Consider the following 16,491-nt stretch of genomic DNA (forward strand, 5'->3'; position numbering starts at 1 on the left):
GCGCGAGGGCCGTGCCGAGGGGGCCGCCGGGGCGGTGCCTCGCGGGGCCGGAGTGCCGTCACCGGCCTCCCCGGGCGTGCCGGGCGAGGTGGCGCAGGGCCTCGGCGAACTCCTCGGCGGCCCGGCGCACGGCCGCCGTGTCGTGCAGGCCGGGCCGGTGGTGCCAGGTGAAGGCGAGCCGGCCGTGCTGGACCGCGCCCACCACCTCCACCGGGTGCGAGCCGGGATCGCGCGGGTCGTGGTCCTGGCCGAAGGAGCCGTATTCGGCGCGGACGAGGCCGCCGTCCGCCGTCTCGGGGCGTGCGTCCCACTGGCCGAGGTAGTTGAACACCACCTGGCTGTGGGCCTGCGCGCCGAGGCGTTCGCGGACCTCGGGCGGGCCGAAAGTGCGCAGTGCGCCGTAGCCGATGCCGTTGCCGGGCACGGCGCGCAGCTGGCGGCGGACCGACTTGACCAGGGCCCGCCAGTCGCGGTCGGGGCCGAGGTCGCCGGGGCCGGGGACCTGGACGGCGACCGGGTAGACGGTGGTGAACCAGCCGACGGTGCGCGAGAGGTCGACGCCGTCGAGCAGGTCCTCCCGGCCGTGGCCCTCCAGGTCGAGGCGGACCCGGTCGTGGCCGGTCCAGCGGGCCAGTGCCAGGGCGAGCGCGGTGAGCAGCACGTCGTTGACGCGGGTGCGGTAGGCGGTGGGGGCGGAGCGCAGCAGGGCCGTGGTGTCGTCCTCGTCGAGTTCCACGCTCACCGTGGCGGCCGGTCCGTCCCCGCTCGCCACGGCCGGGTCCGCCGGAGCGGGCTCGGCGCCCACCGTCTGCTCCCAGTGCGGCAGTTCGTGGTCGAGACCGCCTTCGGCGACATGCGCGGCCAGGCGCCGGGACCATTCGCGGAAGCTGGTGCCGCGCTCGCCGAGCGCGACCTGATCGCCCTGGAGGGCCTGGTGGTAGGCGGTCTCCAGGTCGTCGCGGAGGATGCGCCAGGAGACGGCGTCCACCACCAGGTGGTGGGCGACGAGGAGGAGGTACGCGGGCCGGTCCGGGTCTCCGGTGAAGAGGGCCGCCCGCAGGTGCGGGCCATGCTCCAGGTCGAAGCTCGCGTGGAGTTCGTCGGCGGCCTTGGCCATCGCCGCGTCGGCGTCCTCGGCGGACAGACCGGTCAGGTCGTGGCGTACGAGGATGTCGTCGCCCGGGGCGGGCGGCGGGTTGAACTGCCGCCAGCCGCCGTGCTCGTCCCGGGTGAAACGCATGCGCAGGGCGTCGTGGTGCTCAAGCAGGGCGTCGAGCGCGGCGCGCAGCGCGCGCGGGTCGGGGTTGCCCTCGAGTTCGAGCAGCGCCGACTGGTTGAAGTGGTGGTGGGCCGCGCGGGGTGTGGTCAGGAACCACTCCTGGATCGGGGTGAGCGGCACCTCGCCGGTCACCGGGCCGTCGGCGGAGCGCTGGGGGGCGGCGCGGACCACGGTGGCGAGTTCGGCGACGGTCTGGTGCGTGAACAGGTCCCGGGTCGCCACGTGCAGTCCGTCGCGGCGCATCCGGGAGACGACCTGCATGCTCAGGATGGAGTCGCCGCCGAGCGCGAAGAAGTTGCCGTCGGCGCCGACCTCCTCGATACCGAGCACATCGGCCCAGATACGGGCGATACGGCGTTCGGTCTCGGTGCGCGGTGCGGTCCGCGGGCCTTCCACGGCCTGGGCGGGCCCGGGTGCGGGCAGCGCTCGCCGGTCGGTCTTGCCGTTCGGGGTGAGCGGCAGCCGGTCGAGGGGGACGAAGACCGAGGGCACCATGTGCGGGGGCAGCGAACCGGCCAGGTGCAGCCTCAGCTCGCCGACGGGCAGCGCGGTCCCGGTCGGTTGGGCGCGCGAGGAGTCGGTCCCGGACGGGTCGAGGTCGGCGGGCGTGGCGGCGGGCTCCTGTGCCGGTACGACGTACGCGACGAGCCGGGCCGGTGCGCCCGCCCCCTCCCCCGCGCGGACGACCACGGCCGCGTCCCGCACCAGCGGGCTGCGCCGCAGCGCGCTCTCGATCTCCCCGGGCTCGATCCGGAAACCGCGCAGTTTGACCTGGTCGTCGGCGCGGCCCGCGAACCGCAGGCAGCCGTCGGCGGTCCAGCGGACCAGGTCACCGGTGCGGTACATCCGCTCCCCCGGCGCGCCGAACGGGTCGGGCAGGAAGCGCTGGGCGGTGAGTCGCGGCCGGCCGAGGTAGCCGCGGGCGAGGCCGGGCCCGGCGATGTACAGCTCGCCGGTGACGCCGGGCGGTACGGGGCGCAGGGCGGCGTCGAGCACGTATACGCGGGTGGCGCCGGAGGGGCGGCCGATGGTCGGGGCGCCGGTGCCCGGGGCCAGTGGGCCGGTCCAGGTGGCGACGACGGTGGCCTCGGTGGGGCCGTAGGAGTTGACCATGCGGCGGCCGGGCGCCCAGGTGTCGACGAGGTCGGCCGGGCAGGCCTCGGCGCCGACGATGAGGGTGCGCAGGTGGGGCAGGGCGGCGGCGGTCTCCGGCGGCAGCGTGGCCAGCGCCGCGGGCGGGATCAGCGTATGGCTGACGCGCCGTTCGGCGAGGACTTCCGCAAGCCGCTCCCCGACCAGTGGTCCTTCCTCGCCCGTCACCAGCGTGGCCCCGCTGAGCAGGGAGACGCACAGTTCGAGGATGGACGCGTCGAAGCTCGGGGAGGCGAACTGGAGCACCCGGTCGCCGGGGCCCGCCGCGTACTGTTCGGCGGCCGCCGCGGCGAAGGAGGCGAGGCCCCGGTGGGTGATCACGACGCCCTTGGGGGTGCCGGTGGAGCCTGAGGTGTAGATGACGTAGGCGGGGTGGGCGGGGGTGAGCGCGCTGGTGCGGTCGGCGTCCGTGAGTGCCGTGTCCGGCCCCTCGGTGGACCACACCTCGGCCGGGTCGTCGAGGACCAGGTGGGCGCCCGCGTCCCGCATCATGAACTCCCGCCGCCGCGGCGGGTAGTCGGGGTCCACGGGCAGGAAGGCGGCCCCGGCCTTGGCGATGGCGAGCTGCGCCACCACGGCCGCCGCCGAGCGCGGCAGCGCGAGGGCCACCACGCGCTCGGGTCCGACGCCGTCCCGGACGAGCCGGTGGGCCAGCCGGTTGGCGGCCCGGTCCACGTCGGCGTAGGTCAGCTCCCGGTCGCCGTCGATCAGCGCCACGGCGTCCGGGGTGCGGGCCGCCTGCCGTTCGAACAGGGCGGGCAGGGTGGCCTCGGGCACCGGGCGGAAGGTGCCCCGGCCCCGCTCCAGCAGGTTCTCCCACTCGTTGTCGGAGGCGAGTGGCAGCGCGCCGAGCGGGCGGCGGGGGTCCTCGGCGACGGCGTGCAGCAGGGTGCCGAGCTGTCCTGCCATCCGTTCGGCGGTGGCCGCGTCGAACAGGTCGGTGTTGTAGGTGAGCAGGGCGTGCAGCTCGCCGGAGTCGGTCTCGGCGAACTCCAGGGTGAGGTCGAACGCGGCCTGCTCCGAGTCCGGTTCGACGTCGGTGACATCCAGGCCCGGCAGGTCGAGGGCGACGGCCGGGGTGTTCTGGAGGACGACCATGACCTGGAAGAGCGGGCTGCGGCTGGTGTCGCGTACGGGCTGCACCTCGTCCACGACGCGTTCGAACGGCACCTCCTGATGGGCGAAGGCGTCCTGGACGGTCTGCCGTACGTCGCCGAGGAACGCGGTGAACGGCCGGTCGGCCTCGGCCCGGGAGCGCAGCACCAGGGTGTTGACGAAGAAGCCGACGAGGCCTTGCGTCTCGGGCCGGTCGCGGCCTGCGTTGACGGTGCCGACGGTGATGTCCTCGCTGCCGGAGAGCCGGGCGAGGTAGCTCTGGGCGGCGGCCACGAGCGTGGTGAACAGGGTGGTGCCGTGGTCACGGGCGAGCCGGGTGAGCCGCCGGGCGGTCGTGGCGGGCACCACGAGGCGGGTGGTCGCACCGGCGCTGGTGCGCACCGGCGGCCGGGGCCGGTCGGTGGGCAGCTCCAGCGGTGCGGTGTCGGCCAGTTGCTCCTTCCAGTAGGCGAGGTCCTCGGCGGCCTCGGTGTCGCCGGTGGTGCGCTGCCAGTGCGCGTAGTCGGCGTACTGCACCGGAAGCGGCGCCAACTCACTCTGCTGTACGCCGAGTTCGGCTCGGTAGTGGTGCGCGAGGTCGCCGAGCAGGACGGAGGTGGACCAGCCGTCGGTGACGATGTGGTGCAGGGTGAGGGCGAGTACGTGGTCGTGCTCGGCGAGCCGGAGCAGGCAGGGGCGCAGGAGCGGGCCCTCGCGCAGGTCGAACGGGCGCAGGCGTTCCTCGGCGAGCAGGCGGCGCACGGCGGGTTCCCGCTCTCCCGCGCCGAGCGGGGACAGGTCGTGCACGGGCAGCGGCACGTCCTGGGGTGGGTGGACGCGCTGGATGCCGTGTCCGTCGATGCTGTCGAAGGTGGTGCGCAGTGACTCGTGCCGGGCCACCACGGCGCCGAGGGCGGTGCGCAGCGCGTCGGGGTGCAGGGTGCCGCGCAGGCGCAGGGCGAGCGTGGTGACGTACTCGGCGCCCTCGGGCTCGAACTCGTGCAGGAACCACAGGCGTTGCTGGGCGTGTGACATCGGTGCGACCGCGTCACGGGCGACCCGCACGAGCGCCTGGCGGCCGGAGCCGCGCCGGTCGCCGAGCACGCGGGCCAGGGCGGCCGGTGTCGAATGGGTGAAGACCGCGCGCGGTGTGACGTCGGTGTCGAAGGCCTCGGCGAGGCGGGAGGCGAGCCGGATGCTGAGGATCGAGTCGCCGCCGAGCTGGAAGAAGTCGTCCTCCACGCCGGGCGGTTCGCAGCCCAGGACCTCGCCGAAGACGTCCGCTGTGCGGCGCTCGGCCTCGGTGCGGGGCTCGACCCGCTCGCGGCCGGGCACGGCGTCCGGCGCGGGCAGGGCGGCCCGATCGACCTTGCCGTTGCGGCTGAGCGGCAGCGCGGCGAGCGGGACGACGGTGGTGGGTACGAGGTAGTCGGGCAGGGAGCGGGCGGCGAACGCTCGCAGTTCCTCGCCGTCCCGGCCCGCCGGTCCGACGACGTAGGCGACGAGCCGCTTGGCGCCGGGGCGGTCCTCGCGGGCCAGGACGGCCACGTCGGCGACGTCCGGGTGGGCGGCGAGCGCGGCCTCGACCTCGCCGGGCTCCACCCGGAAGCCCCGGATCTTCACCTGGTCGTCGGCGCGGCCGAGGAACTCGACGGTGCCGTCCGGGCGCCGCCGTGCCAGGTCGCCGGTGCGGTACATGCGGGCGCCGGGCGGGCCGAGCGGGTCGGCGAGGAAGCGGCCCGCGGTGTCGCCGGGGCGGCCGAGGTAGCCCCGGGCGACGCCCTCACCGGCCAGATACAGCTCGCCGAGGCAGCCCGGCGGTACGGGCCGCAGCCGGGTGTCGAGGACGAGTGCCCGCATGTCGTCGAGGGGCCGTCCGATGGGGATGGTGCCGGGCACCGCCGCCGGGTCGGCGAGGGCGTAGGAGGTCGCGAAGGTGGTGGTCTCCGTGGGGCCGTAGCCGTCCACGACGGTCAGGCCGGGGCAGGCGTCGAGGACCCGGCGCACGGCCTGGGCCGGTACGACGTCACCGCCGGTCCACAGCTGCGTCAGGCCCCGGAAGCAGTCGGGTGCGTCCTGGGCGAGCAGCCGGAAGAGCCCGGCGGTCAGCCACAGCGCGGTCAGTCCGCCGTCGGCGGCGAGCCGGCGCAGCGAGGCCGCGTCGACGCCGCCGTCCGGGGCCACGACCACGCGGCCGCCGTTGAGGAGCGGCGCCCACACCTCGAAGGTGGCGGCGTCGAACGCCACCGGCGAGTGCAGCAGCACGCGGTCGCACACCCCGCCGGTGAACCGGCTGTCGGTGGCGAGCGCGGCCACGTCCCGGTGCCGCACGGCGACCGCCTTGGGCAGCCCGGTCGACCCGGAGGTGAACATGACGTAGGCGAGTTGGTCGGGGTCCGTGGACGGCGCGGGCCGAACGTCCCGCTGCGGGGTCCCGGGCCGGGCCGCCGTCACCTCCGCGGCGGTGAGCTGGCGGGTCGCGCCCGCCTGGGCGAGCAGGGTGCGGCGGCGCTCCTCGGGGGCGCGGGTGTCGACGGGGACGTAGGCGCCGCCGGCCATGAGTACCGCGAGCTGGGCGACGACCAGTTCGGCGGAGCGGTCGAGGAGTAGCGCCACCCGCTCTTCGGGGAACAGCCCGTCGGAGCGCAGGCGGGCGGCCAGCGAGCTTGCCCACTCGTGGAGTTGACGGTACGTCAGTCGGCGTTCGCCGTCGTCGATCGCAGGCGCGTCCGGGGTGCGCCGGGCCTGCTCGGTGAAGAGGTCGACGGGGCTGCGCGGGGCGGCCCGGCGGGCGGTGGTGTTCCAGGCGGCCAGCAGTTCGTGGTCGGCCGGGGCGATCATGTCCAGGTCGGTCAGGTCGGTGTCGAACCCGTCGGCGAGGGCGGTGAGCAGTCCAGCAAGGCGGTCTGCGGCGCGCTCGGCGGTGGCGGTGTCGAACAGGTCGGGGTCGTAGGCGAGGTCGAAGCCGAGCCGTTCGGCGAGGTGGGCGCGGAGGCACCAGGGGAAGGTGGTGGCGTCGTCGGCGTGTACCTCCTCGACCCGGACCCCGGTGCGGGCCGTCGCCGACTCGTCCACGGGGTAGTTCTCGAACACCACCATGCTGTCGAACAGCGCCTCGCCGGACGGGACTTCACTCGCTGCCTGAAGGCGGGGCAGGGCGAGGAAGTCGAAGCGGCGGGCGTCGCTCTGCCGCTCCTGGAGGTCGCGCAGCCACGGCAGCACCGGCCCGCCGGGTATGCGGACCCGGGTCGGCACCGTGTTGATGAACATGCCGATCATGCCTTCCACGCCGGGCAGTTCGGCCGGGCGCCCGGAGACGGTGGTACCGAAGACGACGTCGTCGCGTCCGCCGGAACGGGCGAGGAGCAACGCCCAGGCGCCCTCCACCACCGTGTTCACGGTCAGTCCGGCGCGGGCGGCACTCTCCCGCAGCCGCCGCGAGATCCCGGCGTCCAGCTCGTGGTGGACGGCCGCGGCGGAACGGGCGCGGTGGGCCTCGGCGGGCATCCGGTCGTACGGCAGCGGGGTCCGGGCGGTGAACCCGGCGAGGGTGTCGGCCCAGTGCCGCTCCGCCGCCGTCTCGTCCTGCTCCCGCAGCCAGTGCAGGAAGTCCGCGAAGGGACGCCGGACCGGCGGCGCCTGGTCGGGGCCGCCGGTGAGCGCGGCGTAGCGTTCGCACACCTCGGTGAGCAGCTGCCCGGTGCTCCAGCCGTCGAGGACGATGTGGTGGGTGGACCACACGAGCAGCACCTCGTCGCCGGGCAGGGCGGCAAGGGCGAGCCGGGTGAGCGGCGCGGTGCCGAGGTCCATGCCCGCGGCGCGGTCCTCGGCGAGCAGCCGTTCGGTGGCGTCGGCGCGCTCGGCGGGGGTGAGCGTGCGCCAGTCGAGGTGGCGTACGGGCAGTTCGGCGTGGCGGTGGACCACCTGAACCGGGTGCGGCAGGCCGTGCCAGTGGACGCTGGTGCGCAGCGCCGGGGTGCGGTCGGCGACCTGCTGCCAGGCGGCGGCGAAGGCTTGTGGGTCTGCGACGCCGGCCAGGCGTACGGCCGTGCGGTCGAAGTAGGCGTGCTCGGTGTCCACGAGGCCGTGGAAGAGCATGCCGGACTGGAGCGGGGTGAGCGGCAGGACGTCCTCGACGTGCCGGCCCGCACCCAGGAGCCGGTCGAGCTGCGCCTGGCCGAGGCCCACGAGGGGGAAGTCGGAGGGGGTGCGGCCGCCCGCCTCGGGGCGGGCGCAGTGCGCGACGATCTCCCGCAGGGCCGTGAGCATGTCCTCGGCGAGCCGCTGCACGGTCGCCTGGTCGTAGACGGCTGCGGGGTAGGTCCAGCCGAGTTCGAGGCGCCCCTCTTGGACCACGCCGGTGACGTCCAGGAGGTAGGGCCGGAGCTCGTCCGGGTCGGTGTCCCGGCCCGCCGGGGGCAGGGCGTCGCGGAACAAGCCGTCGGCGGTGTCCGCGTCCCATTGGCCGTGGTAGTTGAAGCCGACCTGCGGGGCGGGGGCACCGGCGAGCGGGCTGCCGGGCACGAGGTGGCGCAGGGCGCCGTGGCTCAGGCCGTGCAGCGGCACCGCGCGCAGCTGTTCCTTCACCGAGCGGAGGGTGTCGTGCCAGCCGTCGTGCGGGGCGACGCGCAGGGCGAGCGGGAACTCGGCGGTGAACCAGCCGACGGTCCGCGACAGGTCCAGGTCGGCGAAGAGCTCCTCGCGGCCGTGGCCCTCGACGCCAAGGAGGACGGTGTCGCGTCCGCACCAGTGGGCCAGGGTGCGGCCGAGGGCGCTGAGCAGGACGTCGTTGACCTGGGTGCGGTAGGTGGGCGGCACCTCGCGCAGCAGGGCCGCGGTGGTCGGCGCGTCCAGGGTGACGGTGAGGGTGGTGGCGGTGCCGTGGGTGTTCGGGCCGGGGCGGCCCGCGGGCAGTTCGGCCGGTGCGGTGCCGGTACGGGTCCAGTACGGCAGGTCGGCGTCGAGTGCGCCGGAGCGGGTGTGCCGGTCGAGCCGGGTGGCCCAGTGGCCGTAGGACGTGCCGGTGGGCGGCAGTTCCACGGGCCTGCCGTTCGCCGCCGCGCGCTGGGCGGTCTCCAGGTCCGCGAGCAGGATGCGCCAGGAGACGCCGTCGATGACCAAGTGGTGTGCGGTGACGACGAGTTGGCCGGAGCGTCCCGGGCCTCGGTCGAAGAACAGGACGCGGAAGACGCGCCCGTCGGCGGGGTCCAGGGCGGATTGCGCCTCGTCCGTCAGCCGCTGGACCTCGGCCTCCAACGCCGTGTCGTCCAGGTCCGCCGCGTCGTGCCGGGTGAAGACGCCGTCCGGCGCCTCGGGCAGGACGTCCTGGCGCCAGCCGTCGGCGGTGCGCCGGAACCGGGTGCGCAGGGCGGCGTGGTGGCGTACGAGGGCGTCGGCGGCGGCCCGGAGCGTCGGCCCTGTGGCGTCCGGGGCGAGTGCGAGGCGCTGGGTCATGGTGAAGCGGAGCCGCTGCCCGGGGTCGCGGCCGTCCAGGTACCAGCGCTGGATCGGGGTGAGCGGCGCCTCGGCCGGTTCCTCGGCGGTGTCCTGCGCTGGCGCGGACTCCCTTACGCACAGAGCGAGTTCGGCGACCGTCTGGTGGCGGAAGACGTCCTTGGTGGCGAGGGCGAGTCCGGCCTGCCGGGCGCGCGAGACGATCTGGATGCTGAGGATGGAGTCGCCGCCGAGCGCGAAGAAGTTGTCGCGGGCGCCGACGCGCTCGACGCCGAGCACCTGGGCCCAGATCGCGGCCAGACGCTCCTCCGTGCCCGCCCGGGGGGCGACGTACGGCGTGCCGCTGTCGGGCTGTGCGGGCGGGGCGGGCAGGGCGCGCCGGTCGGTCTTGCCGCTGGTGGTGCGCGGGATGCGGGCCAGCGGGACGAACGCGGCGGGCACCATGTGGTCGGGCAGGGTGCGGCGCAGCGCGAGGCGCAGGGCGTCGGCGGACGGGACGCGGTCGGTGGCGGGCACGACGTAGCCGACGAGCATGAGGCGGCCGGCGTTCTCGCGGGCGGCGACGGCGGCGTCGGCGATGTCCGGGTGGTCCAGGAGGGCGGCCTCCACCTCGCCGGGCTCGATGCGGAACCCGCGGATCTTGACCTGTTCGTCCGCCCGGCCCAGGAACTCAAGGAGCCCGTTGCGGTCCCAGCGAGCCCGGTCACCGGTGCGGTACATCCGCTCGCCGGGCGCCCCGAACGGGTCGGCGAGGAAACGGGCGGCGGTGAGCCCTGGCCGGTCCAGATAGCCGCGGGCCACCTGCGCCCCGGCCAGATACAGCTCGCCGGGTGTGCCGGGCGGCACCGGGCGCAGGGCGCCGTCGAGGACGTACGCGCGCAGGTTGCCGCCGGGGCGGCCGATGACCGGGCGGTCAGGCCGGTCGGCGCAGCGGCCGTAGACGGCATCGACGGTGGTCTCGGTCGGGCCGTACACGTTGTAGACCGCCACGCCCAGGTCCTGTTCGGCGCGTACGAGGTCGCGCCACCCGGCGGGGGTGACGGCCTCGCCGCCGACGAGCAGCAGGCGCGGGTGGTGGCGGTCGGCGTCGAGCAGCCCGGCGGCGGTGAGTTCGCGCAGGTAGGACGGGGTGACATTGACCAGGTCGAGGCGGTCTTCGGCGACCTTGGCGCAGAACGCGCGCGGGTCGAGCCGTACGTCCTCGTCGATCAGGTGGACCTCGTGGCCGAGGGCGAGGAGCAGTGGCCCTTCCCAGGAGGTGTCGAAGGAGAAGGAGGCGCTGAGCGCGGCCCGCAGCCGCCGTCCGTCGGTGGTGTGCGGGGCCAGCAGGCCCTCGCGGTGGTCGTGGCAGAGGTTGACCAGGTTGCGGTGTTCGACGGCGACGCCCTTGGGGCGGCCGGTGGAGCCGGAGGTGTAGATGATGTAGGCGGTGTTCTCAGGGAGCAGGGGCCGGACGCGATCGGTGTCGGTCGGGTCGTGGGCGGGCAGCCGGTCCCAGGGGACCGCGTCGAGGTCGGCCAGCAGGGTGTGCGGGCGGGCGTCGGCGAGGAGGAAGTCCTGCCGTTCGGCGGGGAGTTCGGGGTCCAGGCAGAGCAGGGTGGCGCCCGCCTTGAGGACGGCGAGCACGGCCACCATCAGGTCGCTGGTGCGCGGCAGCCGGACGGCGACCACATCTTCGGTGCCCACCCCTTGGGCGATGAGGTGGTGGGCGAGCCGGTTGGCCCGCTGGTTCAGCGCGGCGAAGTCGAGGGTGGTGTCGCGGGCGGCCAGGGCGGTGTGGTGCGGGGTGCGGGCGGCCTGCGCCTCGAACAGGGCGGGGAAGGTGGTGTCCGGCTCGGGCAGGCGGATGCCCTCGCCCTGGCGCAGTACGCGCTGCCGCTCGTCGTCACTCATCAGCGGCAGCCGGTCCACGCTCTGCCCGGGGTCCGCCGCGACGGCCTCAAGCAGGATGCGCAGTCGGGCGGCGAGGCGTTCGGCGGTGTCGGTGTCGAAGAGGCCGGTGTTGTACTCCAGGTGGGCGGTGAGCCCGTCGTCGCCCTCCACGAAGTCGAAGGCGAGGTCGTAGGTGGCGACACGCACCGGCGGGGTCACCGGCTCCGCCGTCAGACCGGGCAGCCGCAGCGGCTCGGCGCCGAGATTGTGCAGGGCGACCATGACCTGGAACAGGGGGGTGCGGCTGGTGTCGCGTTCGGGTTGGAGGGCGTCCACCACGCGCTCGAAGGGCACCTCCTGGTGGGCGAACGCCTCCAGCGCGGTGTCGCGCACCTCGGCGAGCAGTTCCCGGAAGGGCACACCGGGGCGGACCCGGGCGCGCAGCACCAGCGTGTTGACGAACATGCCGACCAGGTCGTGCAGTTCGGAGCGCTCGCGGCCCGCCGTGACGGTGCCGACGGTGACGTCCTCCTGTCCCGCCCACCGGGCGAGCAGGGTCTGACAGGCCGTCACCAGGGTCATGTAGAGGGTGGCGTCGGCCTCCTGTGCCCGTTCGCGCAGCCGCTCGGTGAGCGCGGCGGGCAGGGTGAAGGTCAGCAGGGCCCCTTCGCGGGTGCGGACGGCCGGGCGGGGCCGGTCGGTGGGCAGCTCCAGCGGAGTCACGCCGTCCAAGGCCTGTCGCCAGTAAGCCAGTTCGTCCTCGGCTCGGCCGGCGCGGGAACGCTGCCAGGCCGCATAGTCGGCGTAGCGCACGGGGAGCGCGGGCAGCCGCGGGCGACGCTCCTCAAGGGCGGCCGTGTACAGCTCGCCCAGGTCCCGGGCGAGCACGCCGACCGACCAGCCGTCGGTGACGATGTGGTGCACGGCAAGGACGAGTACGTGCTCGTCGGGGGCGGACCGGGCCAGGTGTGCCCGCAGCAGGGGGTCTGCGGCCAGGTCGAAGGGGGTGGCGGCGACCCGGTCCACGAGTACGTCAAGGGCGTCGTCGTCCGGGAGGTCCGTCACCGGCAGCTCCACGGCCCGGGGCGGGTGGACGATCTGCCGGGCCCGGCCGTCGTGCTCGGCGAACGTGGTGCGCAGCGCCTCGTGCCGGGCGACCAGGCCGTCCAGGGCGGCGCGCAGGGCGGCCTGGTCCAGCGGACCGCGCAGCCGCAGCACGGACAGGGTCGTGAACTCCGTGCTGCCCGGCTCGAACCGGTCGAGGAACCACAGGCGCTGCTGGGCGTACGACAGGGGTGCCGGGGTGTCCGGGTCGGCGGCCGGGATGACGTCGGCGGTGTCCGCGCCGCCCGGCTCGCCCAGGGCGCCGGCGAGGTCGCGGAGCGTGGAGTGGGTGAACAGCATGCGGGGCGAGACGTCCGTACCGAAGGCGGCGCGCAGCCGGGAGGTGACGCGGACGGCGAGGATGGAGTCGCCGCCGAGGGCGAAGAAGTCATCGTCGGCGCCGACCTCGCCGGTGTCCAGTACGTCAGCCCAGGCGGCGGCGACGAGCCGTTCGGCCGGGGTGCTCGGCGCGGTGCGCGTGCCGTCGGCGGCGAAGCCGTCGGGTCCCGGCGCGGGCAGGGCGCGCCGGTCGAGCTTGCCGTTGGCGGTGAGCGGCAGCGCGGCCATCGGCACATAGGCGGCGGGCACCATGTGCGCGGGCAGCAGCCCTTCGAGGTGGGCGCGGAGTTCGGCGGCGGGCGGCGGCGTGCCGCACTGCCCCGCGCCGGTGCCGGATCCCGTGCCGATGCCTGATCCCGCGCCGGTGCCGACCACGTGGGCGACAAGGCGACGGGTCCCGGCGGAGTCCTCGTACACGCCGACGGCAGCCGCGCCCACGCCCGGGTGGGCGTGCAGGGCGGCCTCGATCTCGCCGGGTTCGATGCGGTAGCCGCGGATCTTGACCTGCTGGTCGGCGCGGCCCAGGTACTCCAGGGTGCCGTCGGCCCGCCAGCGGGCCCGGTCCCCGGTGCGGTACATACGGGTGCCCGGCCGGCCGAAGGGGTCGGCGAGGAAGCGGGTCGCGGTGAGGCCGGGCCGCTTCAGGTAGCCGCGCGCCAGACCCTCACCGGCCACGAACAGTTCGCCCACGGCGCCGGGCGGCACCGGCTGGAGCGTGTCGTCGAGGACGTAGAGCCGCAGGTCGGGTACTCCGGTACCGATGGGGCTGGCGGTGGCGCCGGGGCGGGCGGCCGAGCTGTCGAGACCGGCATAGGTGACGTGCACGGTGGTCTCGGTGATCCCGTACATGTTCACCAGGCGGGGCGCGTTCTCCGGGTGGCGGCCGTACCAGTCGGCGAGCCTGCCCACATCCAGCGCCTCGCCGCCGAAGATCACCGTACGCAGCGCCAACCGGTCCCCGATGTCGGGGAGTTCGGCGTCCGCGCGGATCAGCGGGTAGAACGCGGACGGCGTCTGGTTGAGGACGGTCACCTGCTCATCGGCGAGCAGGCGCAGGAAGTCCTCCGGGGAACGGGCGGTGTCCTCGGGAACGATCACGAGCCGGCCGCCGTGCAGCAGCGGGCCCCACAGCTCCCACACCGAGAAGTCGAAGGCGTACGAGTGGAACAGCGTCCACACGTCGTCGGCCCCGAAGTCGAACCAGTGCCGGGTGCGGGTGAAGAGCCGTACCACGTTGGCGTGCGGGACGACGACGCCCTTGGGGCGGCCGGTGGAGCCGGAGGTGTAGATGGCGTAGGCGGGGCTNTCGGGCAGCGCGCGCCGGGCCGGGCCTCCTGCCGGGCGACTGGCCAGGTCGGCCCGCACCTCCGGGTCGTCGAGAAGCAGAAGGGGTACGTCGGAGACGGCCGTGGTCTGCCGGGTGGTGACCAGAGCGACCGGTGCGGCGTCGGCGAGCAGGTGCCGGACGCGCTCGGCGGGCAGCCGGGGGTCGACGGGCAGGTAGGCGGCGCCGGTCTTGAGGACGGCGAGGACGGCCACGACCAGGTCGGCGGAGCGGGGCAGCGCGAGGGCGACGAACGTCTCGGGCCCGGCGCCGAGTTCGGCGAGTCTGTGGGCGAGGCGGCCCGCCCGGGCGTCCAGGGTGGCGTAGTCGAGCCGTTCGGCGCCGCAGGTGAGCGCCTCGGCGTCGGGGGTGCGGGCGGCCTGGGCGGCGAACAGGGCGTCCAGGGTGTCGGCGGGACGGCCCTCCTCGGTGCCGTTCCAGTCGGTGAGCATCCGCCGCCGTTCCTCGGCGGTGGTCCAGGCGAGTGAGCGCACGGGCCGGTCCGGGTCGTCGGCAAGCTCCGTGAGCAGCAGGCAGAGCCGGTCGGCGAGGGCTCGCACGGTCGCGGCGTCGAAGAGCTGAGGGTCGTAGGCGAGGTCGAAGCCGAACCGCTCGCCCTGGTAGGCCCGCAGCACCAGCGGGAAGTTGGTGGCGTCCCGGGAGGAGACGTCGGCCAGGCGTATCCCGGTCGTGGCCGAACGCGCCTCGTCGAAGGGGTAGTTCTCGAACGCCACCATGCTGTCGAAGAGAGGGCTGCCGGACGGTACGTCGCTCAGCGAGGTCAGCTCGGCGAGCGACACCGCCGCGAACCGCCGCGCCTGCGCCTGTTCCTCCTGGAGCTCCCGGAGCCAGGCGGCGGCGGTGCGCTCGCCGTCCACGCGGACGCGGGTGGGCAGGGTGTTGATGAACATGCCGACCATCGACTCGGCGCCCGGCAGGTCGTCGGGCCGCCCGGAGACGGTGGTCCCGAACAGCACGTCCCGTTCGGCGCTGTAGCGGGACAGGAGCAGCGCCCAGGCGCCCTGCACCACGGTGCCGAGGGTGAGTCCGGCCGTCCGGGCGGTGTGGGCGAGGCGGGCGGAGACCTCGTCGGACAGTCCGCACGTGTGCACGTCGGCGGAGCGGGTCTCGTGGCCGGGGCGCCGGGTTCGGTCCACGGGCAGCGGGGTCGGGGTCGCGAACCCGTCGAGGACGGTCCGCCAGTGCGCGTGGGCGGCCTCGGTGTCCCGGTCGGCCAGCCAGCGGACGTAGTCGCCGAACGGCCTGCGGGCCGGGGGCCGGGGCTCGGCGCCGGTGGTGAGCGCCGCGTACTCCTCGGACACGTCGGTGAGCACCTGGGCGAGGCTCCAGCCGTCCAGGATCAGGTGGTGGGAGGTCCACAGCAGGTGCAGCCGGGCGTCGGGGAGCCGGACGAGGGTGAGCCGCATCAGGGGCGCGGTGCCGAGGTCGAGGCCGCGGGCGAGGTCGTCGGCGCGCAGCCGCTCCAGGCGCTCGGCCCGCTCCGCCGCGTCCAGTGCGCGCCAGTCCAGCTGGGCGACGGGCACCTCGACGCGGCGGTGCACGACCTGGAGCGGCACCGGGACGCCCTCCCACACCACCGAGGTGCGCAGGGCGGGCGTGCGGTCGGTGACCCGCTGCCAGGCCAGGGCGAGGGCGTCCGGGTCGCTCACGCCCTCGAGGAGCAGTGCGGCCTGGTCGACGTACACGTCGTCCTCCCCGCCGACGAGCCGGTGGAAGAGCATGCCTTCCTGGAGCGGAGTGAGCGGCAGCAGGTCCTCGACGTCCCGGCCGTCGCCGACGAGCCGGTCCACGCCGGCCTGGTCGAGGCGGGCCAGCGGGAAGTCGGAGGGCGTACGCCCGCCCGCGCCGGGACGGGCGCAGTGCTCGGCGATGGCGGCGAGCGCCCCCACCATGCCGTCGGCCAGCTCCCGGACGGTGTCCTCGCGGTGCACCTGGTCGCTGTAGTGCCAGGTGATCTCCAGTTGGCCGTCGGTCACCAGGGCGGACACGTCCAGGAGGTGGTCAAGCGGCGCGTCGGGGTCCATGTCCCGGCCGGGGACGTCGGCGACGGGCGTGAAGTCGCCTCCGGCGGACGCCTCCCACTGCCCGTGGTAGGTGAAGCACACGTCGGGCAAGGGCAGTTGGCCGAGCGCGCGGGCCTCGGGGCGGGGTGAGCCGAGGTGGCCGAGCGCCTGGTAGCCGAGGCCTCGGCGGGGCACGGCGCGCAGCCGCTCCTTGACGGACTTGAGGGTGACCGCCCAGTCGTCCGGTCCCGCAGGGGTCAGGGTGACCGGGTACTGGGTGGTGAACCAGCCGACCGTACGGGACAGGTCGGCGCCCTCGTCCAGTTCCTCCTCGCGGCCGTGGCCCTCCAGGGCGACGGTCACCCGGTCGGCGCCCGTCCAGTCGGCCAGTACGCGGCTCAGCGCGCTCAGCAGCACGTCGTTGACCTGGGTGCGGTACGCGCCCGGTACCCGCCGCAGCAGCGCCTCGGTCGTGTCCCGGTCCACGCGCGTACGGACGGTGTGCACGGATCCGGCGAGCGGGGTGCCGGGCAGGTCGACGGGGAGCGGGGTGCGCGGCACCTCCGTCTCCTGCGTCCAGTGGGGCAGGTCGTCGTCGAGGTCTCCGGCCAGGACCCGTTCGGTGAGGGTGCGCGCCCAGTCGGCGAACGGGGTGTGTTCGGGCTCGGGCGCGGGTTCCTCCCCGGCAGCGGCCTGCCGGTAGGCGTGCTCCAGGTCGGCGAGCAGGACGCGCCAGGAGACGCTGTCGACCGCCAAGTGGTGGGCGGTAACGAAGAGTTGGGGCCGTTCGCCGCCGGTCAGCAGGGCCGCGCGCAGCAGGGCGCCGGTCGCCGGGTCCAGGGCGGCGC

General features: G+C 75.0%; 1 protein-coding gene. It reads right to left on the reverse strand.

The window, feature by feature from the left end; all coding sequences use genetic code 11:
• Positions 1 to 58: 58 nt before the first annotated feature.
• On the reverse strand, positions 59 to 16,491 hold a 16,433-nt coding region (locus GKQ77_RS13290), incomplete at its 5' end, for a non-ribosomal peptide synthase/polyketide synthase (RefSeq protein ID WP_443728919.1).

The sequence above is a fragment of the Streptomyces anatolicus genome, assembly GCF_019400875.1.
Classification (GTDB): domain Bacteria; phylum Actinomycetota; class Actinomycetes; order Streptomycetales; family Streptomycetaceae; genus Streptomyces; species Streptomyces anatolicus.